We start from the raw sequence: 25,030 nt of genomic DNA, 5'->3' as shown, positions 1-25,030 counted from the left end.
CCCGCACCGACCGCTGCATGAAAACCGTCCACAAGTCCGTCCTCATCTGGTACAGCCCTGAAGAAATGTTCGCCCTGGTCACCGGGGTCGAGCACTACCCCCGTTTTTTGCCGTGGTGCGACCATGCGGGCGTTCTGGAGCGCAGCGATCAGGGCATGACCGCTGAAGTGGGTATTTCTCTCGGGGGATTGCGACAGACCTTTGTCACGCGCAACCAGCATGAGCCTGGCCGTCGTGTGCAGATGCACTTGGTCAAGGGGCCGTTTTCGCGGCTCGATGGCGACTGGCATTTCCACCCCGTGGGTGATGGCGGCCAACGCGCCTGCAAGGTCGAACTGCTGCTGCATTACGGATTCGACAATGCGGCACTGGCCGCATTGGTGGGGCCTGTGTTTGACAAGATCGCAGGCAGCATGGTGGATGCGTTTGTCAAACGCGCCGAGCAGGTCTATGGCTGAAAGCGCCGACCCGCTGGTGGTCTGGGTGGTGCAGTGTCTGGGGCCGCGCGCCGTGCAGGAGCTGTCCATGGAGGTTCCCTCAGGAACCCGAGTGGCCGACTTGCTGAACACTTTGGGGCTGTCCTGCGTTCAGCCGTCCGATGCCTCGGATGCACCCTCAAACCTCTCGGTGGGGATATGGGGGCGAAAGGTAGGGCCAGAGCAAACCTTGCGCGAAGGCGATCGCATCGAGTTGTACCGGCCTTTGCTCGTAGACCCCAAGGTGGCCAGACGTGAGCGCTTCACGCGCCAGGGGGCCCGCGGAGCCGGGCTGTTTTCGCGGCGGCGCCCTGGGGGCAAGGCGGGTTACTGACGGGCAATTTGCCTTGTCGGTGAAGGCGTCAGCGAGGTATCAGCGCATGGACGCTCAGCGCGCGCAGTCGCTGGCAATGATGCCGTCCAGACGCTTGGCTTCGGCATTGCGCGCAGCTTCGTCCAAGATCTCGCGCTCACCTTGTGCGTTTGATCGTGCGACCGGCTTGCCTGCGTCAAACAGGGCTTTGCTCTGCCGGGCCCGGGTGCAGTTCTCCGCCTTGAGTTTGGCGATTTTCTCCTCCTCGGCCTTGCGCTTGGCCTCCTCGGCGGCCTCGGCCTGCGCTTTGCGGGCCTCCAACTCCTTGTCTTTGCCTGCCGAGGCCGGTGCGCTTGCACCAGGGCGAGCAGAGGGGACTGCCGCTGCCGCCGTACTGGCGTCTGCCGCAGGCGCTGCGCGCGGTACAGGCGCGAGGCTGCCCGGCTGCTTGAGGATGCTGCTCGCCGGAACATCGGCAGGTGGCGGCCGGTCGCTGAACACCTTGCGGCCATCCTTGTCCACCCACTGCCACTGCGCGGCAGCACCCAGGCAGGTGGTGCATGCCACCGCGGCCAATGTGAGCTTGAACCAGTTCATCCGCGCAGTGTAGCGGGCGCCACCGGGCGCTGCCAATGTCCGGGAGTCGGCGGGCGCCAGTGTCCACAGACGGGCGGGTACAATCCGTTTTTTGGAGCTTTGACATGCGCCTTCTCGGAAAAGCGCTCACCTTCGACGATGTGTTGCTGGTGCCAGCGTACTCCCAGGTCCTGCCCAAGGACACCTCCCTCGCCACCCGCCTGTCGCGCAACATCGCGCTGAACCTTCCGCTGGTGTCGGCCGCCATGGACACCGTCACCGAAGCGCGCTTGGCGATTGCCATTGCCCAGGAAGGCGGCATTGGCATCGTGCACAAAAACCTCACGCCAGCCGAGCAGGCCGCGCATGTGGCCAAGGTCAAGCGCTACGAATCCGGCGTGCTTCGCGACCCCGTGGTCATCACCCCCGAGCACACCGTGCTGCAGGTGCTGCAGCTCTCGGAGCAGCTCGGCATCTCGGGCTTTCCGGTCTGCGACGGCGGCAAGGTGATCGGCATCGTCACGGGCCGCGACCTGCGGTTCGAGACCCGGTACGACGTCAAGGTCAGCCAGATCATGACCCCGCGCGAGAAACTGGTGACAGTGCGCGAAGGCACGACGCCCGCCGAAGCCAAGGCCCTGCTGAACAAGCACAAGCTTGAACGCCTGCTGGTGGTAAACGACGCCTTTGAGCTCAAGGGCCTGATCACCGTGAAGGACATCACCAAGCAGACCAGCTTTCCGAATGCCGCGCGCGACGCCTCGGGCCGCCTGCGCGTGGGCGCTGCCGTGGGTGTGGGCGACGGCACCGAGGAACGTGTGGAAGCGCTGGTCAAGGCCGGTGTGGACGCCATCGTGGTGGACACGGCCCACGGCCACAGCAAGGGCGTGATCGACCGTGTGCGCTGGGTCAAGCAGAACTACCCGCAGGTCGACGTGATCGGCGGCAACATTGCCACGGGCGCTGCCGCGCTGGCCTTGGTCGAGGCCGGTGCCGACGCCGTGAAGGTCGGCATCGGCCCGGGTTCGATCTGCACCACCCGCATCGTGGCGGGTGTGGGCGTGCCCCAGATCATGGCCATCGACAGCGTGGCCACGGCACTCAAGGGCACGGGCGTTCCGCTGATTGCCGACGGCGGCATTCGCTACTCGGGCGACATTGCCAAGGCCCTGGCGGCCGGGGCATCAACGGTGATGATGGGCGGCATGTTCGCCGGCACCGAAGAAGCGCCGGGCGAAGTCATTCTGTACCAGGGCCGCAGCTACAAGAGCTACCGCGGCATGGGCTCCATCGGTGCCATGCAGCAGGGCAGTGCCGACCGTTACTTCCAGGAGTCGAGCACCGGCAACCCCAATGCCGACAAGCTCGTGCCCGAAGGCATTGAAGGCCGTGTGCCCTACAAGGGCTCGATGGTGTCCATCGTGTTTCAGATGGCGGGTGGCGTACGTGCCTCCATGGGCTACTGCGGCTGTGCCACGATTGAAGAGATGAACAACAAGGCCGAGTTCGTCGAAATCACCACCGCGGGCATCCGGGAAAGCCACGTCCACGACGTGCAGATCACCAAGGAAGCACCGAACTACCGCGCCGACTGAGGCGATCCGCAACGCAGGCCCGAACCCCTCCCAGGCGTTCGGGCCTTTGTCTTTCCTGCTCTGTCCCATGCAACACCAGAAAATCCTCATCCTCGATTTCGGCTCGCAAGTCACGCAGCTGATCGCCCGCCGGGTGCGCGAGGCGCACGTTTACTGCGAGGTGCATCCCTGCGATGTCTCGGACGACTGGGTGCGCGCCTACGCGGCCGACGGCCTGCTCAAGGGGGTGATCCTCTCGGGCAGCCATGCCAGCGTGTATGAAGAGACCACCGACAAGGCCCCCCAGGCCGTGTTTGAGCTGGGTGTGCCGGTGCTGGGCATCTGCTACGGCATGCAGACCATGGCCCAGCAGCTGGGCGGCAAGGTGGAAGGCGGGCACAAGCGCGAGTTCGGCTATGCCGAAGTCCGCGCCCGCGGCCACACCGAGCTGCTGCGGGACATTGCCGACTTCACCACGCCCGAGGGGCACGGCATGCTCAAGGTGTGGATGAGCCACGGCGACAAGGTCACTGAGCTGCCGCCGGGCTTCAAGCTCATGGCAAGCACCGACAGCTGCCCCATCGCAGGTATGGCCGACGAAGTGCGCCGCTTCTATGCCGTGCAGTTCCACCCCGAGGTCACGCACACCGTGCAGGGCAGGGCGCTGCTGGAGCGCTTCGTGTTGAACATCTGCGGCACGCAGCCGGACTGGGTGATGCGCGACCACATCGCCGAGGCGGTCGAAGCCATCCGCGCGCAGGTGGGCTCCGAGGAGGTGATCCTGGGCCTGTCGGGCGGCGTGGATTCCAGCGTGGCTGCGGCCTTGATCCACCGCGCAATCGGGGACCAGCTGACCTGCGTATTCGTGGACCACGGCCTGCTGCGTTTGAACGAAGGCGACATGGTGATGGACATGTTTGCCGGCAAGCTGCATGCCAAAGTGATTCGCGTGGACGCAAGCGAGCTGTTCCTGCGCGAGCTGGCAGGGGTCAGCGACCCGGAGCAGAAGCGCAAGATCATCGGCCGGCTGTTTGTGGACGTGTTCAAGGCCGAGGCCGAGAAGCTCAAGGCCAGCGGCCAGGGGCACCGCGGAGCGACCTTCCTGGCGCAAGGCACGATCTACCCGGACGTGATCGAGTCGGGCGGCGCCAAGAGCAAGAAGGCCGTCACCATCAAGAGCCACCACAACGTGGGCGGCCTGCCCGAACAACTCGGTCTGAAGCTGCTGGAGCCGCTGCGTGACCTGTTCAAGGACGAGGTGCGCGAACTCGGCGTGGCGCTGGGCCTGCCGCACGACATGGTGTACCGCCATCCGTTCCCGGGCCCGGGCCTGGGCGTGCGCATTCTGGGTGAGGTCAAGAAGGAATACGCAGATCTGCTGCGCCGCGCCGACGCGATCTTCATCGAAGAGCTGCGCGCCGCCGTCGACCCGGCTTCGGGCAAGAGCTGGTACGACCTGACCAGCCAGGCCTTCACGGTGTTCCTGCCGGTCAAGAGTGTGGGCGTGATGGGCGATGGCCGCACCTACGATTACGTCGTGGCCTTGCGTGCCGTGCAAACCAGCGACTTCATGACCGCCGATTGGGCCGAACTGCCCTACAGCCTGCTCAAGCGGGTGTCGGGCCGCATCATCAACGAGGTGCGCGGCATCAACCGTGTGACCTACGACGTGAGTTCCAAGCCGCCCGCCACCATCGAGTGGGAGTGACATGGGGCACCTGCTGACACGGTGGCGCGGCAGCCGCGGCGCGGGTCCTTGCAAGCGGGGTTCCGCGCCAGTGCAGAGGGTATGATTCGCGCGCTGTCTTGAGCCCCTGTGTTCAGCGCGGCTTGTTTCTTTGTCTGCCCGTAGCTCAACTGGATAGAGCAATTGCCTTCTAAGCAATAGGTCGGGGGTTCGAGTCCCTCCGGGCAGGCCAAAACTTCATCTCACCAAGGCTCACCGCCTCTCGAAACCCGCACGCTGCTTGGTGTTGCGGGTTTTTTCTTGTCTCATGCCATTCCGTTGCTTAGCATGACATACCAACACACTGTTGGTATGTCTGCTGGTATCTCCACACGCCTGCCCAGTAGATACCAACAACAGGGAGGCGCATGGCACTTACAGATACATTTGTTAAAAACGTCAAGCCAACCGGCTCTGCCACGGGGGAGAAGTATGCTGATGGGTACGGCCTGTACCTGCACGTTAAACCGGCGGGCAAGTATTGGCGCATGAACTACCGTCATCTTGGTAAGCAGAAAACTCTCGCGATTGGTGTGTATCCGGTGGTCTCTCTGGCCAAGGCTCGCAAACGCCGCGAAGAGGCCCGCGAGATGTTGGCCGAAGGCTTGGACCCCGGCGCAGCAAAGAAGGCAGAGAAACTAGCAATCCGAGTTGCCGCAGCCAACACCTTCGAAGCGGTAGCGCGCGAATTCCATGCCACCCAGGCCAGCGGCTGGAGTCCGCGCTATGCGACGCGTTGGATAGAGCGAATGGAGAAGGACCTATTCCCTTACATCGGTAAGCTGACGCTGCCAGACATTACGGCCCCCGTGCTGCTGGATGCGCTGCGTAGGGTAGAAAAGCGTGGTGCCAATGAAACCGCCCATACACTGCGCCAGACTTCCGGGCAGGTTTTCCGTTACGGGGTGCAAACTGGGCGCTGCGAGCGCAGCCCTGTGCCAGACCTGCACGGTGCACTGAAGCCCATCGTGGTTAAGCACATGGCTGCCGTGCTGGAGCCTGCTAAGGCAGGAGAGCTCCTGCGGGCCATTGACGGCTACACCGGTCAACCGATGACAAAGGCGGCACTGGCTTTGTCTGCTCTGCTGTTTCAACGACCGGGCAACATCCGGCAGATGGAATGGGCGTGGATCGACTTTGAAAAAGCCATGCTAACCATTCCATCTCAGGACATGAAGCGGCGACTGGCGCAAAAGATCAACGGCAGGCCACACTTTGTGCCCCTGGCCCCGCAGGCCATCGCCATCTTGAGAGAGCTGCAACCCCTCACTGGTCATGGCCGCTACGTTTTTCCCAGCCTGCGTACAGGTGAGCGTTCGATGAGTGACAACACCATCAACGCCGCGCTGCGGCGCATGGGTTTTGCATCCGACGAAATGAGCGCTCACGGGTTCCGAGCTATGGCGCGTACGCTTATGGTTGAGCGCATACACGGCATGTCGGCCGAGGTGATCGAAGCTCAACTGGCGCATGGCAAATCGGGGCCGCTGGGGGCAGCCTACGACCGCGCTGAATTCATGGAGCAGCGGCGTAGGATGATGAATGTGTGGGCCGACTATTTAGATAAGTTACGTACTGGTGCGGACGTGATCCGGTTGAGAACGGCATGAGTCAAAACACGTAATCGGTATTCAAAGTTGTACTAACCGTAGCTTCGGCGTGTCCATCCCAGGCCCTTGTCTGGTTCGTCATCACTGGGGTTTTGCTGTCGCCGGCGCGCGGGTGTACGACCCTTTCCGATGAGACCCCCGAGCAGTCACTGCAGCGGGCGATACTGGCGTTCAATCGTTGCCCGGCCAATTGCAATGCAGGGGATGCAGGAGCGCCCGGCGATGCGCAAGTCCGCGAAACCGAGCGCGCCTACGGGGGGCGTGAGGCCTACGAGCGCGCCAAGGCTGCAGGCCGCACGAAGCTGGCTTACGGCCAGTGGGTGCAGGTTCGCACGCCGAACTTCCAGCGGTGGTTTGGGATTGGGAGGTGGCCAGGCAAGTCAAGCGCACCGCCTCTACCTTTGACCAGGCCCGAGAAGCCGCAGCGGCGTTCCAGGGGGCAGGGCTTGACCAACCATGTCAGCGGCATCGTCGCGCGTGTGTCACGCAATGCGCTGGACAAGATGCTCAGCAGCAAGGCGGCGGGCCAGTCTGAGCCGCCCGTAGCACATGCCGCGGCGGTGGCGAATCTGGATGCCTTGTTTGAATCCGCTGTGCTAGGCCGGAGCAAGCCTGACCGCGACGGTAACCCCAACATCCGGGCGATTCATCGGTTCTCTGCCCCGCTGAACGTCAACGGTCAGGTCATGCTGGCCAAGATGACGGTGAAGGAAACGGTTCGCGCCGATCAGCCCAATCCGCTGTACACCGTGGAATCGGTAGAGTTCAACGAAAAATCCCCCGCAGCTCAATGGGTGGACTCGACTGTTCAAGCTGATGAGCTTGACCCGACTTCCATCCGCTCTGCGGGGGACCTAAGAAGCCTAGCGCAGCGTGTGCAGGACTTCAACACCGTCACATTGGAAGACGGGCAAAAGAAAACCCCGGTAGCTTCTCCGAGGGATACCCCCATCGCTGGGGAACGCGCCACTTCGGCCAATACCGGGGTTTCCGACCTTGTACGCTGCCCGCTGCAGCGTGTCAACCCCGATTCTGTTTCCAAGGTGGTGGACCCACAGACCGGCGAGCCGCTGTGTGTGTACCCCGGTTCGACGGACTTCGATGCCATTGCGAATGGCGTCCTGCCGTCCAACGCTCGCAGCGATACCGGGAATGTTCGAAATGGCCGTCTTGAACGCGGTACGGGTCAAGACCTCGAATCCGAGGACGGCCGTGTCAATCACAGCCGCCAAGCCGACGGCGAAGTGGCCGCGGCCAGAGAGGGCACTGCAAGTGTGCCCGGCGACCCAAGGGAAGGATTTGATTCCCTTGGGCCTACGCAGATCGCCCCTACACCTACGCGTAACGACCTGGGAGCGGGCACCGCACTTATTGTGAGGGATACGGACATCGCCGGCAATCCACAGAGATGCCCTGCGGGTAGCAGCCCAAACCTTCGATTTGCCGGGCATCCTGTAAACCGCTACGAGATTTGAGATGCTCCCCAAGCGGAGCAGCGAAAACCCTGGCGGCAGGACAACATGACCTTTCCGCTGAGATGTGCTGAGTGGGTTTTTGCTCTTCGCTACTGGACGGGATGGATTAGCACGCGATCAGCGTACACACCTCACTTCACCGCACCTCCGGCACATCCTCCAAACAGGTCGTGTACGCCGGTGTCCTCCTCTCCTGGCGCATCCGCCAGTCCCGCTGGCTCCCGGCTGCAGCCACCGTCCCCACCCGCACCGTGTGCCGACCCCAGCGGGCGTTCACCGCATCCATGGCCTGCATCAGCCGTCCCCGGGCCTCGGGCTGGCGTTTGTCGCTCTCGTGCGCGTCCAGGCCCAGCTCGAACTGCACCTGGTCTTTGCTGGCCAGATCGAGCAACATCACCCCGGCCTTTGTGAGATCGAATCCTTCCTGGTAAATCGCCTTGAGGCCCGCCAGGCCTGCGCGTACGATCACGGCCGTATCGTCCGTGGGGCGGAGCAGCGGCACCACCATGGAGCGCGAATACTGCGCGGTCTTCCGAAACGGACTCGTGCGCACGAACACCAGCACCTGTCCGGTCACGCTGCCCTGACGCCGCAGCTTCTCGGCCGCCCGGGTCGCAAACTCAGAGACGGCCTCTTCCAGGTCACGCAGGCCTTGTACGGGTCTGCCAAAGCTGCGTGTGCAGGCAATCTCCTGCTTGGGTGCTGGTTCGTGCTCCAGCGCGATGCAAGGCACTCCCTGCAGCTCCCGCACAGTGCGCTCCACGATCACCGACCATCGCTGGCGCGCTGTGGCGGGGTCCATGCGCACCAGGTCGAGCGTGGTCTTCAAGCCTTGGGCCTGCATGTCTTGCGCAAGGCGAGGGCCGATGCCCCACACTTCCTTGAGCGGGATGCTCGCCAGCAGCGCTTCGCGTTCGCCCGGAGTGAGGCTGGCCAGGTTGCACACCTGAGAGAGATGGGCGGGGTAGCAGCCCTTACGCTCCGCATCCTTGGCCACATGGTTGGCGAGTTTGGCCAAGGTCTTGGTCTCGCCAATCCCCACGCAGGTGGGAATGCCGATCCACTGCAGGATGCGCTCTCGCAGGGCCAGTGCGCGGGCCTGCAGGTTCCCCCGGATGCCCGAGAGGTCCACAAAGGACTCATCGATGCTGTAGACCTCCTGCGTGTGACCCAAGCCTGCAATGAGGCTCATCATGCGGTCGGACATATCGCCATAGAGCGCAAAGTTCGCCGACAGCGCCACCAGGCCCTGGCGCTCCAGATGCCGGATCTCATGCCAGGGGTGCCCCATGCGCACGCCCATGGCTTTGGCTTCCTCCGACCGGGCGATGGCGCAACCGTCGTTGTTGGAGAGAACGACCAGAGGCTTGCCGATCAGCGAGGGCCTAAACACCCGTTCGCAGCTGGCGTAGAAGTTGTTGCCATCAACCAAGGCAAACATGGCCACTCCTGCCGTGCCAGTCCTACTTCCCGCGCCGGGTTGTCTGCGGCCGGCGTGTGAACAGCTTCACGCAGCTCACGACGACCCCCCAGATGAACACGGTCTGGCCCTCGCGCGGAACGATGTCAGGAAACGTCGGGTTCAGGGCCTCCAGCCGCATCTGTCGGCCGCGGTTGCGCAGCACCTTGCAGGTGAACTCCTCATCAATCACGGCCACGACGATGTCCCCGGAGTACGGGCGCTCGGCCCGGTCCACCACCAGCAGATCACCGTCAAAGATCCCGGCACCAGTCATCGACAAACCACGGGCGCGCAGCAAGAAGGTGGCTTGGGGATGCCGGATCAGGATGGAGGCCAGATCGATGCGCTGGGCCCCGAGGTCTTCGGCCGGGGACGGAAAGCCTGCGCGCACCTGTCCCGACAGATACTGGAGCCACACAGGTGCCTCGCCCAGCGGCACGGGCTGCGCAGCAAACTGGGGGCTCAAGGAGCTGTACATAAATACAGTATATTGCCCAGGCCCCCGCAGCCCACCCGGTGCACCCGCACTGCTGTCGGGCACCAGGTGCGCCACTTGCAGGGCTCAAGCAAGCTGCGTTAGGCAGCCAGCAAACGGCCCAACAGCGAAAGTACACAGAGCGGAGACAAGCATGTGTTCCCACTACCAAGGGGTCCAAGATCCCAAGACCTACGCCGAACGCTTCAAAGCCGAGCCTCCGCAGGCGCCGACCAAATCCGATCTCTGGCCTGGCTACCTGGGCAGCTTTGTGCGCCGCCATCCGCATGCCGATGTGGGGGACGAGGCCGTACCCGAGTACGAAGCCCTGCCGGGTTTATTCGGTCTGGTGCCTCACTGGGCCACCGACCTCAAGCTTGCTCGCCACACCTTCAACGCCCGCAGCGAGACTGTGGCCACCAAGCCCAGCTTCCGGGATGCCTGGCACCGCGGGCGGCACTGCATCATCCCCGCTGAGGCCATCTACGAGCCCGACTGGCGGTCAGGCAAGGCCGTGGCCACACGCATTACCCGGGCCGATGGGGCCCCGATGGGCATAGCAGGCCTGTGGGATCGCTGGAAGCAGCCGGACGGCACCTGGCTGCACTGCTACACCCTGCTGACCATCAACGCCGACCAGCATGCGCTCATGCGCCAGTTCCACAAGCCCACCGATGAAAAACGCATGGTGGTGATCCTGCCGGAAGCTGCTTACGCTGATTGGCTCAAGGCCGATGCGAGAACGGCCATGGAGTTTCTGCATCCGTATCCGGCCGATCAGTTGGTGGCGGAGCCTGCACCACTGAAGGTGCGCACCCGGGAGGTTGAAGCATGAAGCGGCTTGCAATGGGGGTGATGCTGGCTGCGTTAGAACATGCAGCGCAATAGAGACTTGGAGCGGCGTGGTAACCGGGTGGCGCTCCAACGTACGCTCAGATGAAGAGGCGCCGGAGATGCGGTAGGCGGCCATCATGTGCTGGGCCACCCTCATGCATTCCTCAACCCTTGAAGCCTAGATAAGGCGAGATCGCTCCACAGAACGGTACCCTGAAATCGGAAGCCATCGTTCTGCCCGGTCTGAAGTCGCGAGGAAGTATTCAATCGGAACCACCTCGTCCGGACAGTGCGTCGCGAGCCTGGCACCGGCCCGATTTCTCTTTCTCGGGACGCTATCTAACCTCGTTTGAGGTGATTAGGTCCAGCCCATCGAACCGCGGCGAAGCCAGTACCTGTCAAAAGATTGTTTCACCTTTTGAGGGACGGGCCGGTACAGACCGTGCCCTTCCTTTTCGATCTTCCCCGTCTGGACCAGCACGCGTAATCGGTTGTCGACGGTAGTCTCTGGCAAGCATACGTCTTTCACCAAATCGGACCTGGATACGAGCACTGGGCGGCCAGTTTGCATGTACAGCTTCCAGATGGCAGCTAGCACTATTGAACTGGTTGCCCCGTGGGGAAGCCGTTTTCCAGAAGCTTTGCGCATGGGGAAAAACTAAGAATTTTTCGATGGTCAACTTATTGATTTTAAAGTGTTTTATCTCACTGAGTTTCAAAAAATCTAAGAGTGAGCCCCCCCCTCGGGTTTGTCGAGCGGCAGACGAATTTGGAGACTCGGTCAGGTGCGCACTTTCATGCCATCGCACAGCGAGCCGCCTAAGGCCATGGCAGCTTGCTGGGTCCCAACAGGAGTCACCAAATGACCAAACCAACACAGGCTACAAATGCTCTAGCGCCTGAGACACACTCTCCCTTGCCGAAGGTATCTAACGCCCGCTTGGAAACAGCTATCCCGAGTTTTGACGACTTGCCTGATTCCGCGCTGGCACGTCAATCCCAGCTCGTGCGTGACCCCAAGTATCCCGCCCGCCCAACGCCCCTGCCGTTTTCACCGGCCACCTTTTGGCGCAAAGTAAAAGACGGAACGTTCCCCCAGCCAGTGAAGTTGGGCGCTCGGATCACAGCATGGCGTGTGGGCGACGTACGCAGATGGATCGCCGCACAAGGTGCTGAGTGAAAGGACGGCATCATGCACAGAGCGGACAACAGCCAATCTGCCGGCAGTTCAAGCTTCAAAGCGAGCTGCACAGGTGTCTTGCCGGCGTCGGCCACTATCAATGCTGGCAACACGTTTGCCAGCCTAGTAGCCCCCATCGAGCTGGCTGGCAACAACTCCACACGGCGCAACGTCGCAGACGGAGCCCGCCCGAACGACAAGGGGGGCAGCATGAGCACCCCAGCAGCTCTGTTCCATGCCGCAGTGGCGGCCACTGGCATTTCCCCGCCTGACTTGATTCAGGACGACGGCAATCTGCACCGATTTAGCACCAACGGCACCCCAGGCAACAAAGACGGCTGGTATGTTCTCTATGGTGACGGTGTCCCGGCTGGCACCTTTGGATGCTGGCGTAATGGCTTTTCGCAAACCTGGAGCAGCAAGCCCGACACCGCGATGACTCAGGCTGAGCGCGATGCACATGGCCGGCGCATCCAGGAAATGAGAGCGCAGCGTAATGCCTATCTAGCCGAACGCCAGCAACAAGCCCGCACAACAGCGGTGGCACTGTGGCAGGCTGCAGCACCAGCCATGCAGCATGAGTACCTTGCACGCAAGGGCATACAGCCCCACGGTGCCCGGTGTGATGGGTACCGGCTTGTGATCCCCTTGCGGGACGTTGACGGCACGCTGCACAGCCTACAGACGATAGCGCCCGACGGAGATAAGAGATTCATGCCCGGCGGGCGTGTGGTGGGCTGCTATCACTCCATGGGCAAGCCCAAGGGCCTGCTGGTGGTATGCGAGGGCTTCGCCACCGGGGCAAGCATCCATGAAGCCACGGGGCACGCGGTAGCAGTGGCCTTCAACGCTGGCAACCTCCTGCCCGTGGCCCAGGCGCTGCATGGCAAATACCCGGCGCTGCGCATCATCGTGGCCGCTGACGATGACTGGCGCACCGATGGGAACCCCGGCCTAACCAAAGCTGCCGAGGCGGCGCAGGCGGTCGGCGGTGACCTTTCAAAACCTGACTTTGGCGACAACCGTCCAGAGAAGGCAACGGACTTCAACGACCTGCACCAACTACTGGGGCTGGATGCAGTGAAGGCATGTATTGATGGTGTCGTGACAGCATCCACCGTCAGCGGCTGGGCAGACCCCGTACCCTTGCCCAGTGGCCTGCCGCCGGTAGCCCCATTTGATGCAGAGCTGCTGCCCGAGGCGCTACGCGATTGGGTCGCTGACATTGCGGACCGTATGCAGTGCCCGCCTGACTTTACGGCAGTAGGCGCTTTGGTGGCGCTTTCTAGCCTGATCGGTGCGCGCGCTGTGGTCAAGCCCAAGGCCCGCGACGACTGGGCAGTGACACCCAACCTTTGGGGCGCCATCGTGGGCCGGCCTGGTGTGATGAAGTCACCTGCACTGAGCGAAGTATTGAAGCCTTTGCAGTGCCTTGAAAAAACGGAGCGGGAACAGTGGCAGGCAGCGCACGAAGCCTGGCAACTCGATTGCAAGGTGGTCGAGCTGGCCGCCAAGGCGAATGAAAAACAGGTTAAAGCCCAGGCCGCCAAGGATCCAGCCAAAGCGCGCGCGCTGCTCCAGTCAGCGAACAACCTCACCCCAGCCCCTACCATGCGCCGTTACGTGGTCAACGATGCCACTGTGGAAAAGCTGGCCGATCTGCTGACTGTGAACCCGTGGGGCACGCTGGTGTACCGCGATGAAATCCACGGCTTGTTGTGCAGCATGGACAAACAGGGCCAAGAAGGGGCTCGAGGTTTCTACCTGACTGGCTACGACGGTAACCAAGGACATGCCGTAGACCGCATCGGGCGTGGTGAATCGTTTGTGCCCCGCGTGTGTTTGGCAATGCTGGGCGGGATTCAACCCGGCAAGGTGCAGAGCTATGTGCGCGAGGCCGTGGCAGGCGGGGCAGGTGATGATGGTCTGCTACAGCGCTTCGGGCTCACAGTGTGGCCTGATGTGAACCGCGAGTTTGTGTACGTGGATCGTTGGCCCGACACCCCCGCAAAGCAGGCTGCATGGGCCGTGTTCGAGCGGCTGAGCCAACTCCAGCCTGCCACCAACAGCGACGCACAGGAGTGGCGCTTCACGCCCAAGGCGCAGGTCCTGTTCGAGGAGTGGTTGATCCCATTTGAAACGGAGCTGCGTGGTGATGAATTGCACCCCGCTCTGGTGTCGCACTTGGCCAAATACCGCAAGCTGATCCCAGCCCTAGCGCTGATATTTGCCCTTGTAGACACTCCGGACAGCGAGAACTTGATCCATGAGCGTGAGCTGATACGTGCACTGGCTTGGGCCGACTACCTGCGCACGCATGCAGAGCGCTTGTACGCTGCTGCAGTAATGCCTGAAACCAGCACAGCCAAGCAGCTGCTAGACAAGATCACGTCAGGCAAGCTGACTGACAGCAACGCGGTTTTGCTGGATGCCTTCGCTCCACGGCAGGTAGCCGTAAAGCACTGGGCAGGTCTGGGTACGCCAGATGCCGTGCGCAAGGCGGCCGACCTGCTGGCTGATTACGGCTGGCTGGTGCGCGAGGCCACGCCCAGTGGTGCGGCGGGGGGCCGCCCCGGCGAGCGCTACGTCCTACACCCGATGCTGGTGAAAGGGGGGCGGCGATGAAGTGGCTGCAGCGCCTGAAATCGGCCACAAGCTCAAATCGTGACGCTACGAAACCTACAGAACCGGGTTTTATAGGTTTCGTAGCGTGCCGGGTAACACCCTCGGAAAAATTCGTTGCCCCACTGCAGTTGCCAGCCAACGACATCAGCACCAACCTTGACCGCTGGTGTTGGCCCAGTAGCTCTGCGATGAACACCGCGGAGATCGACACCTTCATGGCGCGGCTCGCACGGTTCACGGACAAGGGGCTGAACCTTGCTGATGCCGAGGCAATGGCAGAGGGGTTAATCCAGCGCGACCGTGAGATGGATGACCGGCATCTGTGCCTGGAGTGCGTCCACTTGCGCGGCGGCACCGGGCGCTTGTATTGCGGTAAGGCAGTGCTGGCCGGCATCGGTTCGCGTGCCGCCGATGCAACCCTGGCAAGCGACCTCACGCGCCAGCTCCAGCGATGCGCTGGTTTCACCACCTATCACGGTAAAGCAAACGACCATGAGCAAGTCCAACAAAAAACCTGATGCCGCTCACAGCGGCCCTCCTTCACAGCGCTTGAACCGCAAAGCTCGTCTGTGTATTGATGGCGCAACGCCAGAAGATACCGCCCTGAACTTCGCCAACCTGATGATTTCGCCGGAAATGGCGAGTTTCCGGGTCATCACCAATCGCGAACGCCGCGAGTTGATAGACCAGCTTGATACGCCCGCTTTGATTGCGGCGCTACGCCAGCAGACCCAGACGGTGCACAAGGGCGATTTGCGGTCAGCGGAAGCCATGCTGATGAACCAAGCGATGGCCCTGCAGTCGCTGTTCGTGAAATTGGCAGAGACTGGCTTGCAGGCGGACCTGCTGCGCCAGCAGGAAACGGCGCTGCGCTTGGCGCTCAAGGCCCAAAGCCAATGCCGGGCCACTCTCGAAACCTTGGCCAACATCAAGAACCCGCCCGTCGTGTATGCCAAGCAGGCCAACGTGACCACCGGCCCTCAGCAGATTAACAATGGCCCACCGACGACTCCCACAGGCACGCGGGAAGAAATTTTTGAAGAAAACAAACTGAAGGAGCTGAGCCATGACAAGCAGCAAGGGCTGGACGCCGGAGCGACGGGCGCAGCAGGCGGCACGCATCCGGGAGCAGCAGCCATGGCTCAAGTCCACCGGGCCGAAAAGCGCAGCCGGTAAGGCGACGGTGTCACGCAACGCATTCAAGGGCGGATATTGGCGGGAGCTGCGTGATATGGCCCGTGACCTTGATCAATGCCTGCTCGAATTGCGGCGTGGGCTTGATAAGTTCTAGGAGTCTGCTATGCAGAGCTGCGTCTCACCGGACGCTGCTCTTCCTCATGTCCGTCATTCTCCGGGTGGGTTGACGGACTTCGCGAACTTCGGATCGGTGCGGCTGGCGGGGGGATAGTTCACCGCAATTAAATGCTCGAAACAAAGAATGGCGTTTGGGCCAGCGGCGGCTACAGGTTGATTGCGGAAGTTCGACACCTGCGAGCTAGACATCTGCACGAAAGGTGGTAACAGTCGTTCGCGAACGGTTCGGCTTAGAGAAGCGTACCGACGTTTGGATGTTACCCTCCCGAACCTATGAGCCCATCTGACACAACGTGACATACGCCCCTTACCTCTGCTATAGACACCCCGTTTGCCGAGTCACAACGCGAACTGAGGACCGACGCCGCAACAATCGAGCGAGCAAAGAGCGCAAAACAGAATGAGCGATTGGGATTTTCTTCACGACATGCACGACCGTGGATACAGCGCCGACGACATAGCGGCTGCTGCGGCCTGCGGCTATGCACCTTGGGAAGCCAAGTACATCGACCGACAGTGGGCCGAGGAACAACTTGAGGGTGAGCCACAGGACACTGCCGCCTCGATTCAACCTGTAGGAAGCAGGGAAGGTTTCCCGTTCAGTATCCTAGAGCAGACGGAAATCTTCCTAGACTTGGTCGACTGCGCCGAGCGGCATTTCGAGAATACCGGCCGATACCTTCAGGTGTGGGGCGAACTGGGAGAAATCTACGCAGAGATCAAATTCGGTCTTCGCCGCCATGCGACCCATGCGCCAGGCTCTGACGGCACGATTGACGGCAAGCGGGTTGAGGTGAAGACCATCTCACCGGAAAAGGCCAGCGACCACGTAATGGTCAAGAGCCAAGGCAACTTTGAGAAACTGCTGATCATCCGGATTGATCGGCACTTCCAGTTCCAAGGCAAGCTTATCGACCGCAGCCAGTTGAGTGGCGGCGCGGGCAAGTACCTCAAGGGTCGACTTCCCTGACGCTGTGACTGGAGTCGAGAAAGATGCCTTTCCGGTAGATGATGGGCAGTTTGCAGTCGCTCGTTTCCGCACGACAGATAAACGGCTTACCCTGCATTGCTGACACCTGCTAACGTGGCGTGACTGACAACAACGTGGCGATACTGCCGGTTAGGGGTGGTTAGTCCGTGATGTTCACAGCGAAATGCCGCGTAGTGGCGTAAGCTGCATGAGTGCGCCCGCACTCAAAGGAACGGCAAAAGCTAGGCGCTTTTAACATGATAGTGGCCACCCCAGCTCTCCCCAATCACCTGCGCCTGTTGCAGTACCAAATCCACTGCCTCTTCCTGTAAGTCCGGCGGGTACTTGTACTTGCGCAAGATCCGCTTGACCATCAGCCGCAGTTTGGCCCGCACACTTTCTCGCTCCGACCAATCCACCGTCAGGTTCTGGCGTAGGTTCTCGGTCAGTTCGTGGGCGATCTTCTTGAGGGTTTCGTCGGTGAGTTCTTTGACCGCTGATTCGTTGGTGGCCAAGGCGTCGTAAAAACGTACCTCGTCTTCGGTCAGGCCCAGCAGCTCGCCCCGGCTCGCAGCCTCACGGAACTTCTTGGCCATCTCGACCAGTTCCTCCATCACCTGGGCGGTTTCGATGGAGCGGTTCTGGTAGCGCTTGATCACATTGCCCAGCAGGTCGGAGAACTTCTTTTCCTGCACCACGTTGCTGCCGAAGCGGCTCTTGATTTCGCCTTCGAGCAGGCGTTCAAGCAGTTCGACGGCCAGGTTCTTTTCGGGCAGGTTCTTCACCTGGGCCAGGAACTCATCGTCCAGCAGGCCGATGTTGGGTTTGTCCAAGCCCACGGCATCGAAGATGTCCACCACTTGGTCGGACACCACGGCGTTGCTGATGATTTGGCGGATAGCCTCGTCGCGCTGTTCGTCGGTACGTTTTTTGGCGGTGATGTCCCGCTTTGTCAGGATGACCTTCACGGCTTGCATGAAGGCGACTTCTTCCCGCACTGCCTTGGCCTCGTCCAGGGTGCAGCACAGCGAGAAGGCTTGGGTCAGTGCCAGCGTGGTGTCGGCAAAACGGCGTTTGCCGTCCTTGCCGCCTTCTTCCCGCAGGCCCAAGATATGGTTGGCAGCCTTGGCCAGGGTTTGGTGCCCCCCGGTCAGGAAGTCGCTGTAATCGCAGCCATGCAGCATGGATTGCAGGACATCGAGTTTTTCCATGAGGACGCTGTACGCCTCGCGGGCATCCACGGTGGGGGTACCCCGGCCTTTGCTGGCGGTGTACTCCTTCATGGCGGCTTTGAGTTCGTTGCCGATCCCGATGTAGTCCACCACCAGGCCGCCTTGCTTGCCCTTGAAGACGCGGTTCACCCGTGCAATGGCTTGCATCAGGTTGTGGCCCTTCATGGGCTTGTCCACGTACAAAGTGTGTACGCAGGGGGCATCAAAGCCCGTGAGCCACATGTCGCGCACGATCACCAAGCGCAGCGGGTCGGCCGGGTCTTTGAAGCGCTTTTCCAGGCGCTTTTTGACCTTGCTGTCGTAGATGTGGGGGCGCAGCAGGGCTTTGTCGCTGGCGGAGCCGGTCATCACGATCTTGATGGCGCCTTTCTCGGGGTCTGGGTCGTGCCAGTAAGGGCGCAGCTTGATGATCTCGTCGTACAGGTGCACGCAGATGTCACGGCTCATGGCCACGACCATGGCCTTGCCCGATTGAGCGGTACTGCGCTCTTCAAAGTGAGCCACCAGGTCAGCGGCCACGCTGGCAACGCGGGGTTCGGCTCCGACGATCTTTTCCAGGGCTGCCCAGCGGCTTTTGAGCTTGGCCTGCTGGCTTTCTTCCTCGTCCTCGGCCAGCTCGTCCACTTCGTCGTCAATGGCGGGCAGGTCTTCGTCTTTCAAGCGCAGCTTGGCCAAGCGGGACTCGTAGTAGATGGCCACGGTGGCGCCATCTTCCTTGGCCTGCTGCATGTCATAGACGTGGATGTACTCCCCAAACACCGCACGGGTGTCGTGGTCGGTACTGCTCACCGGGGTGCCGGTAAAGCCCACGAAGGTGGCATTGGGCAGGGCATCGCGCAGGTGCTGGGCGTAGCCCGCCTGGTACTTCTCTTCGCCGGGTTTGCCTTTGAGGGTGGCCTTGAAGCCGTATTGGGTGCGGTGGGCTTCGTCTGCGATCACCACGATGTTGCTGCGCTCGGACAGCACCGGGAAGGTGTCTTCATCCTCCCCCGGCATGAACTTCTGGATGGTGGCGAAGATGATGCCGCCCGAGGGGCGGTTGCCCAGCTTGGCGCGCAGGTCGGGTCGCGTCAGCGCCTGCACGGGCTGTTCGCGTAACAGGTCTTGGGCCAGGCTGAACACGCCAAAGAGTTGTCCATCCAAGTCGTTGCGGTCGGTAATGACCACGATGGTAGGGTTCTCCATCGCGGCTTCTTGCATCACACGGGCGGCAAAGCAGGTCATGGTGATGCTCTTGCCGCTGCCCTGGGTGTGCCACACCACGCCGCCCTTGCGGGATGCACCGGGGCGGGAAGCCGTCACCACTTCTTCGATGGCGGCGCGCACTGCGTGGAACTGGTGGTAGCCCGCGATCTTCTTGACGAGTTGGCCGTCGTCCTCGAACAGAACGAAGTAACGGATGTAATCCAGCAAATACTGCGGGGACAACACACCGCGCACCAAGGTTTGCAGTTCTTGAAACTGTCCCAGTGGGTCGAGGTTCACTCCATCAATCGTGCGCCAGGCCATGAAGCGCTCGGCGTTGGCAGACAGCGAACCCATCAGGGCATCGGTGCCGTCCGAGATCACCAGCACCTCGTTGTACTGGAACACGTCCGGGATTTGCTCCTTGTACGTCTCGATCTGGTCGAAGGCCTTCCAGATGTTGGCGTTCTCGTCGGCGGGGTTTTTGAGTTCCAGTAGCACCACCGGCAGGCCGTTGACGAACAGGATGATGTCGGGGCGGCGGGTTTTGTGTGGGCCCTTGATAGTGAACTGGTTGATGGCCCACCATTCGTTCTTCTCGGGGTGAGCCCAGTCGAGCAGGCGAACGAAGTCGCCGCGTGTCTCGCCGTCCTTTTGATACTGGACGGGAACACCGCCCACCAGCAGCTTGTGGAATGCGCGGTTGGCCGACAGCAGGGACGGGATGCCCAGATCTGTGACTTGCTTGATGGCGTCTTCAAGGGCGGCTACCGGGATGCCAGGATTCAGGCGGTTGATGGCTTCACGGAGCCGGAAGGGCAGGACAACTTGGCGGTAGTCGGCACGCTCGGGCGAAGCACCATCGAAGGCGATGTGGGGGCCGTAGCGGTGGGTGTAGCCCACGTCTTGCAGCCATGTCAGGGTTTCTTGTTCGAGCTGGTCTTCCGTCATGGTGCGATTCCCTCGATGATTTTTTTATCTGTACCGAGCGCATGCGTTGTTCCATTGGGCATGGCGTACGGCATGTCCAGATGCTCACCTCCAAGCAACGCTTGCTCATCCAGCGGGGCATCTAAATCAAATGGCAGCACCCATAAGGACAACCGCTCATCAAAATGAAAGGGCTTAAGTGGCTGCGTGAACTGTTCGGTGCGTGGATAAATCAACGCCATACGTCCAGCGCCGCCCAGGTATTTTTGCCCGTAGGCGTACAGTTGGTAAAAGTCCGACTGGCTCAGGCCGTACTTGCCCGGCTGGTCCGCCTCGTTCAGTAGCTTCCACTTGGTGTCTAGTACCCAGCGCTTTCCACTCTGGGTGATGAAGATGTCTGGCTCCAGCTGAAAAATGGGGGAACCATCGTGCATGCCCAGCGACTGGCTGCGTGCCGGGGTTCGCATCTCCACACCTGGGGCCAACGCGCGCCGCAGCCAGCGGGCCACATAGCGCTCGAACAGCTTCTCCATCGGAAACAGCAAGCTCAGACCTTGGTAATCGCCCGACACTGCCAGCGGCATATGCTGGTGCAAGATCAATTCGCACCACGGCTTCACCGCCCGGTAGTGAGCCAGCAGTCGATCGGTGCCCCAGGCCCGAAAGTCATGAGCAACTTGGCGGCTAGCGGGCACCTCGTGCAGTCGAACACTTAGCTCCTGCGCAAGCCTCCAGTTTTCAGGCGACTGCGTAGCTTGGCGAACGCGCTCTAGCGCCAATTTGAGCAAGCGGTTCTCAGGTCGGTCCGGCCCGTACACATCGTGGCGCACGTGAAAGTGATGTCCCTTGCCGGGCGGTTGTCGCAACTGCGCATTCAGGTTGACCTGCCCCCGTAAATATGGAAGTTCTTCCTCCACTCGCGCATAGTCCATGCGCAGGCCGCGGCTCAAAAGTACATCCAGCTCCTGCAAAAACTGATGCATCACCCATTCAGAAAGCGGCGCATCAAACAACTGCAGCGCGGCTGGACCCGCTTCACGCGTAGGCATGTCCAGCAAAGCCAGCAGCAGCTTGCGCAGTAGTGCTCGGGCTTCTTGTAGGGTGCCGCCTTCGGCATGGTGTTTGGGCACGATCTCGATCACCGTGCCGCAGGGCGTTTGCAGCACGCCCACATAGTTGTCCAGCTTCAGTTGCCGCCGTCCCTCTACTTGCGCCAGGCGGGCACCGCCGCGAGAAAATCGTTCGCTCAACTGGCACAGGTAATCAAAGGCCGAGGGGCTGATCTGCGCGCAGTCAAGCGACGGCGCGACCGCCTCGGTGCACAGCCAGGCATGCTCGCGCACCCGCACGGGCTTGGGGCGCTGCGTCATGCTGCGTGGGGGGCGGCCGTGCTGTCAGCGGGCGTGCTCTGCACAATGCCCTGGTAACTCTGCGGAAGAGCGAATGCTTCTGGATTGATGCGCCAGGTTTGCGGGCTGCGTGCAACGTTCACGTCTGGCCCTAGCAGCTTCGCTGTGTCCACGCTGTCAGACTGCACAAACTGATGTTCTTTGGCTTTTTTGCGATGGTCATTTAATACCCACTGAATGCGCTGCCAGTCATCAAAAAAATACTCCTGCAGCAGCGGTAGCACCTGATTGCGGAAGATGCTGCCCAATTGCTCCATGGTTGCTGTCTTGCGAAGCGGCATAAAGTACGCATGCCCCAGGCAATGGTCGCGGTCGAGCAACGCCTCAATGCGCTGGTTCATCGCGCGGAGCAACTGGCCCACGGTCACTCCCTCCAAGCCGGGCACCGTCACATCGTCCAGCAGGTCAGGGCGCGGCGGCATCTCATGAAACACGAAGCGCCGCCGCAATGCCACATCAAGCCCCGTTAACGAGCGGTCGGCCGTGTTCATGGTGCCAATCAGGTACACATTTGGCGGAACGCTAAAGCGCGTTTTGGAGTACGGCAGAACCACCTCCAAAGCCTCGTCAGCGCCTGCTCGTTTGGAGGGTTCGATCAGCGTGATCAGCTCACCAAAAATGCGCGCGATGTTGCCCCGGTTGATCTCGTCGATGATGAGAACGCGAGCCTCTTTCGGTACTACTTCTGTCGGCTTGGCAGAGCCTCGTTCCACGAGCTGCTGCACCAGAGGCGCCAAGATGTTCTGATAGCCGTTCACTAGATAGGGCTCAAGCCCTTTGCCTGGTAGTTTCCCAATCGCTTCTTTGTCTTTGATGTTTTGGATGGTGATCACCCCATCTTGCACCGCTTGAGTCAAGACATCCAGCATGGTCCTCGCAAAAGGGAGTTGGTTGCCGTTTGGTTTGGTGAGCATCACCACTTCATCCGTGACTTTCGTAACGACGTAGTCAGTATTGCCAACGGGCCCCAGAGAGAGCGCAATGCCTGGCACCGACCCTGCGCCATCCAGTAGCCGCTGCAACTTATCTGCGTCAACCGCACTCGGCTGCAATTGGTACAGCGTCATCTGGCTGAACTTCTTCTTCATCAGCTCGGTGTACGGCAGGGACGGCGAATACTTACGCAGCCAGCGCACGCGCCGCATTTGGCTGTATCCCTCCAGCGTCTCGTGTCGCTTGAACTCATAGTTGCCGACGATTTCGCCGATCGCCCGAAACTTCAAATTCCCATCCGTCACCACGATGAGGTGCCCAACGTCCATTTGGTTGACGAACGTCATCACGCTCCTTACGCCGTAATCGTGCTGTACGTTGTCAATGATGACCCCTGCCTGCCCGTAGCGGTCTGCAATGGCTTGCCGAGTGGTCGCGCCGGTGAAGTCCACCTGTGCCCCATAGCCCAGCAAGATATAGCCACCCTCAATACATTCGTCGTATACCTCGGCATCGGGCCCCTGGGTATCGCCCAATGACATCTTCCAGACCTTGCGCCCCTGCACAGAAATGCTGGGCAGATTCGATTGCAGCTGCGGGGCTGCCAGCGCACGGGCGGTGTCGCACAGTGCTTTGAAAACCCCATCTTCCACCTCGTATCGCAGCTGCTTGGTTTCTTCGTCGGTGGAGGCGCGCAAGCCCTCCACAAAATCCTCGTAGCTAAAGCTCTGGTGAAAAGTCACAAACCGCACGCGCTCCGCATGAGCCAGCGCATCAAAGCGCTTTTTCAGTGCCTCGCGGTCACCCTGGTTCTGCTCCCAAAACGCCCTGTCCAAGATCTTCAGCGCTGCATCAATCGTGGCGTATGTCTTGCCCGTGCCTGGGGGGCCAAACAAAATTTGGTTCAAAGGCTCGCTCATGGGCTGCTCTTTCGAAGGAATAGATGCGATTGACGCAGCGGTGGTAGGTACCGGCAGTGCGTCCGTCGTAGTGCCGTCTTGGCGTTGAAAACTCAAGCGGTAGGCGCCGTCTGCTTCTTTGTGGATCACGGCCCGATCCCCTGCTTTTAACTGCGCACTGTTGAACAGGCCGCCGAAACGTTCCCGCAGCCGGTTGCGATTGGCCTGCACCCATGTCTGGATGGACTCGCCAGTGGGCAACGCCAGTGTGAATTTGAGCTGCGGCGTGGCCTTCTCATCGGGCGAAATGCACTCGGGCGGAAACAGCGCCTGCAGTTTGGGTACCTTGAGGTATCCACTGCGAATATCGCCTTGCGAGAGCACTACGCTCAGCATCGTTTTCGAGCCGTCGTAGTCATCTGGCCAGCAGGCCTCGCGGCTTTGCAATGCGGGCACGCGCGGGTCGGCGGCTGCCCCGTCAGCAAGCCGTGCAGCTACATCGGCGTCCAGCAATTGCCAGGGGGTGGCATCATCAGCAAGCCCCGCAGAGCCATCCGCTTCAGTTGGCGTTGGGCTGGATGTCAACGCGTCTTCGGCAGCGCCGACGGCAGACACACCAGGCTGATGCAACCTGGCGCGCACCCCTTGCGGCGTGCACTCCATCACCAGCACCTTGGTGGCCGTCCATACCTGCGGGTCATCGGTGCGGCCCGCGTGGATGGTGTGGTTTTGGGTCACCCACCAGTCCAGGTCCGACTCGTGCAGCGCCAACACCAGTTGACAAAACGCCTCAGTCTGCCCGGCCTGCCTCAGTCGATCAGCCAGTTGAGGTACAGCCGCAAAGTGCTCCAGCACCTCATCCACATCGCGTGGGGGCGCTAGGCCCAGTGCGGGGGCGTACAAGGCCTTCACAAACCCCTGCGGCGTGATGCCGGGGCACAGCTCTCGCGCTACCTCGAAGTACGCCATGAGCTTGAGCATGCGCGCCACGGGCTTGTGCGCCGGGGGAATATCCGCCACCGGGCAACCCAGCGCACGCAGAAAGTGGGCCAGATGGTCCGACGAGCTGATGGGCAACACTGCATCGGGCCAGTACGCCGCCAGCAAGCGCAGCTTGCGTCCTTTACCCATGGTCAAGCGTGGTGCGACTCCCGCGCGCTCGTAGATTTGCGCATCGTCATCCACCCAGCGCAGGTCTTGCATGGGATCCGCGCGGGCAATGGCAGCGTGCACTTTCAGCGTGTAGCGCAGCGCCTCGGCGTCGCTCAGGTCGGCCAGCTTGCGGGGCTTGTATACGGTGCCATCCTTGGCGAAATACAAGAGATGCCCGCGAGAGCTGCCGGGCGAGTAGCTCCCCAGTACGGGCCTCAGACCCTGCTCAAGCCACCAACAAAAGGACGCTCCGTCTCCCTTGCCAACGCAGTAGCCATCCATCGACAAATCGATCAGCGCCGCTGCCGGAAAGCGCTGTAAGAAGCGTTGATAGTCTGCGTCCTGCGTGGGCGACTGCTGGGCCTCAGGCCCTAGGCGCTGCAACTCGGCCACCAGGCTGTCAAACGCGGCATTGCGTTGCGCTCTCATCAGCCCTGACTCCTTGAGCGTCGCGCCGCCCGTGGAGGCTTAGTATTTGGGCGAAAAGTGCCTCTCGTGCTTGACCGGTAGGTGCTAAAAGCTATAAAAAAAGGAGCGTTTTTGTAGCGGGTGATGGTGTTCACATCATCGACACGAGTCTCAAACATATTTGTTCTTCAATCAAAAATCGACGCATTCAGAAGATGTGTCGATGCCATCGACAATTCACCGGCTCAGCTAACAGCGCGTCGTTGATTTAG

At 61.2% G+C, this 25,030-nt stretch carries 18 protein-coding genes and 1 tRNA gene; 13 read left to right on the top strand and 6 right to left on the bottom strand.

The window, feature by feature from the left end; translation table 11 throughout:
• Positions 1 to 17 precede the first annotated feature (17 nt).
• Positions 18 to 458, top strand: a complete 441-nt coding sequence (locus ABD866_RS01070; protein ID WP_345060354.1) for a type II toxin-antitoxin system RatA family toxin — start codon at positions 18 to 20, stop codon at positions 456 to 458.
• Complete coding sequence (locus tag ABD866_RS01065) at positions 361 to 810, top strand: RnfH family protein (RefSeq protein ID WP_345060352.1); 450 nt, start codon at positions 361 to 363, stop codon at positions 808 to 810. The genes ABD866_RS01070 and ABD866_RS01065 overlap by 98 nt, the downstream gene beginning before the upstream one ends.
• A gap of 54 nt (positions 811 to 864) precedes the next feature.
• On the opposite strand, the gene ABD866_RS01060 is transcribed toward ABD866_RS01065, so the two are convergent.
• The gene (locus ABD866_RS01060) at positions 865 to 1,386 is read right to left on the bottom strand and encodes a DUF4124 domain-containing protein (RefSeq protein ID WP_345060350.1); all 522 of its coding nucleotides are present in this window, start codon (positions 1,384 to 1,386) and stop codon (positions 865 to 867) included.
• A 104-nt stretch (positions 1,387 to 1,490) separates the two neighbouring features.
• On the opposite strand from ABD866_RS01060, the gene guaB reads away from it, so the two are divergent.
• The 5 genes from guaB (at position 1,491) to ABD866_RS01035 (ending at position 7,750) form a co-directional block, all read left to right on the top strand.
• The gene (gene guaB, locus ABD866_RS01055) at positions 1,491 to 2,960 is read left to right on the top strand and encodes an IMP dehydrogenase (RefSeq protein ID WP_345060348.1); all 1,470 of its coding nucleotides are present in this window, start codon (positions 1,491 to 1,493) and stop codon (positions 2,958 to 2,960) included.
• A gap of 67 nt (positions 2,961 to 3,027) precedes the next feature.
• Positions 3,028 to 4,647: a glutamine-hydrolyzing GMP synthase gene (guaA, locus tag ABD866_RS01050; protein WP_345060346.1), complete on the top strand. Its 1,620-nt coding sequence runs from the start codon at positions 3,028 to 3,030 to the stop codon at positions 4,645 to 4,647.
• 134 nt (positions 4,648 to 4,781) lie between these two features.
• Positions 4,782 to 4,858 (top strand) — tRNA-Arg (locus tag ABD866_RS01045).
• 175 nt (positions 4,859 to 5,033) lie between these two features.
• A complete protein-coding gene (locus ABD866_RS01040; protein WP_345060344.1) occupies positions 5,034 to 6,275 on the top strand; it encodes a tyrosine-type recombinase/integrase in 1,242 nt (413 codons plus the stop codon).
• 446 nt (positions 6,276 to 6,721) lie between these two features.
• Positions 6,722 to 7,750, top strand: coding sequence for an LPD3 domain-containing protein (locus tag ABD866_RS01035; RefSeq protein ID WP_345060342.1), 1,029 nt, complete (start codon positions 6,722 to 6,724; stop codon positions 7,748 to 7,750).
• Positions 7,751 to 7,886: 136 nt separating this feature from the next.
• Here the strand turns inward: ABD866_RS01035 and ABD866_RS01030 are convergent, their stop codons facing one another.
• Positions 7,887 to 9,191 carry a Y-family DNA polymerase gene (locus tag ABD866_RS01030; RefSeq protein ID WP_345060340.1) on the bottom strand — a complete coding sequence of 435 codons (1,305 nt, stop codon included), beginning with the start codon at positions 9,189 to 9,191 and terminating at the stop codon, positions 7,887 to 7,889.
• 22 nt (positions 9,192 to 9,213) lie between these two features.
• Positions 9,214 to 9,690 carry a LexA family protein gene (locus ABD866_RS01025; protein WP_425549525.1) on the bottom strand — a complete coding sequence of 159 codons (477 nt, stop codon included), beginning with the start codon at positions 9,688 to 9,690 and terminating at the stop codon, positions 9,214 to 9,216.
• A gap of 151 nt (positions 9,691 to 9,841) precedes the next feature.
• On the opposite strand from ABD866_RS01025, the gene ABD866_RS01020 reads away from it, so the two are divergent.
• From ABD866_RS01020 to ABD866_RS00995, 6 genes are all read left to right on the top strand, one after another.
• Positions 9,842 to 10,522 carry an SOS response-associated peptidase gene (locus ABD866_RS01020; protein ID WP_345060336.1) on the top strand — a complete coding sequence of 227 codons (681 nt, stop codon included), beginning with the start codon at positions 9,842 to 9,844 and terminating at the stop codon, positions 10,520 to 10,522.
• A gap of 861 nt (positions 10,523 to 11,383) precedes the next feature.
• Positions 11,384 to 11,701, top strand: coding sequence for a helix-turn-helix transcriptional regulator (locus tag ABD866_RS01015; RefSeq protein ID WP_345060334.1), 318 nt, complete (start codon positions 11,384 to 11,386; stop codon positions 11,699 to 11,701).
• A gap of 210 nt (positions 11,702 to 11,911) precedes the next feature.
• Positions 11,912 to 14,326, top strand: coding sequence for a DUF3987 domain-containing protein (locus tag ABD866_RS01010; RefSeq protein WP_345060332.1), 2,415 nt, complete (start codon positions 11,912 to 11,914; stop codon positions 14,324 to 14,326).
• Positions 14,327 to 14,514: 188 nt separating this feature from the next.
• Complete coding sequence (locus ABD866_RS01005; RefSeq protein WP_345060330.1) at positions 14,515 to 14,844, top strand: hypothetical protein; 330 nt, start codon at positions 14,515 to 14,517, stop codon at positions 14,842 to 14,844.
• Positions 14,819 to 15,502 carry a hypothetical protein gene (locus ABD866_RS01000; protein ID WP_345060328.1) on the top strand — a complete coding sequence of 228 codons (684 nt, stop codon included), beginning with the start codon at positions 14,819 to 14,821 and terminating at the stop codon, positions 15,500 to 15,502. The genes ABD866_RS01005 and ABD866_RS01000 overlap by 26 nt, the downstream gene beginning before the upstream one ends.
• A gap of 538 nt (positions 15,503 to 16,040) precedes the next feature.
• A complete protein-coding gene (locus ABD866_RS00995; RefSeq protein WP_345060326.1) occupies positions 16,041 to 16,610 on the top strand; it encodes a DUF6998 domain-containing protein in 570 nt (189 codons plus the stop codon).
• Positions 16,611 to 16,852: 242 nt separating this feature from the next.
• Here ABD866_RS00995 and ABD866_RS00990 read toward each other — a convergent pair whose 3' ends face one another.
• The 3 genes from ABD866_RS00990 to ABD866_RS00980 are packed head-to-tail and all read right to left on the bottom strand — an operon-like array spanning position 16,853 to position 24,779.
• The gene (locus tag ABD866_RS00990) at positions 16,853 to 19,978 is read right to left on the bottom strand and encodes a type I restriction endonuclease subunit R (RefSeq protein WP_345060324.1); all 3,126 of its coding nucleotides are present in this window, start codon (positions 19,976 to 19,978) and stop codon (positions 16,853 to 16,855) included.
• On the bottom strand, positions 19,975 to 21,327 hold the full coding sequence (locus ABD866_RS00985; protein WP_345060322.1) for an McrC family protein: 1,353 nt from the start codon (positions 21,325 to 21,327) through the stop codon (positions 19,975 to 19,977). The genes ABD866_RS00990 and ABD866_RS00985 overlap by 4 nt, the downstream gene beginning before the upstream one ends.
• Complete coding sequence (locus ABD866_RS00980; RefSeq protein WP_345060320.1) at positions 21,324 to 24,779, bottom strand: AAA family ATPase; 3,456 nt, start codon at positions 24,777 to 24,779, stop codon at positions 21,324 to 21,326. Before ABD866_RS00980 ends, ABD866_RS00985 begins: the two co-directional genes overlap by 4 nt.
• Between the last annotated feature and the right edge of the window lie 251 nt (positions 24,780 to 25,030).

Source organism: Acidovorax lacteus (genome assembly GCF_039540375.1).
GTDB classification, from domain to species: domain Bacteria; phylum Pseudomonadota; class Gammaproteobacteria; order Burkholderiales; family Burkholderiaceae_C; genus Acidovorax_G; species Acidovorax_G lacteus.
This window is presented reverse-complemented; position numbering and strand designations above follow the sequence as displayed.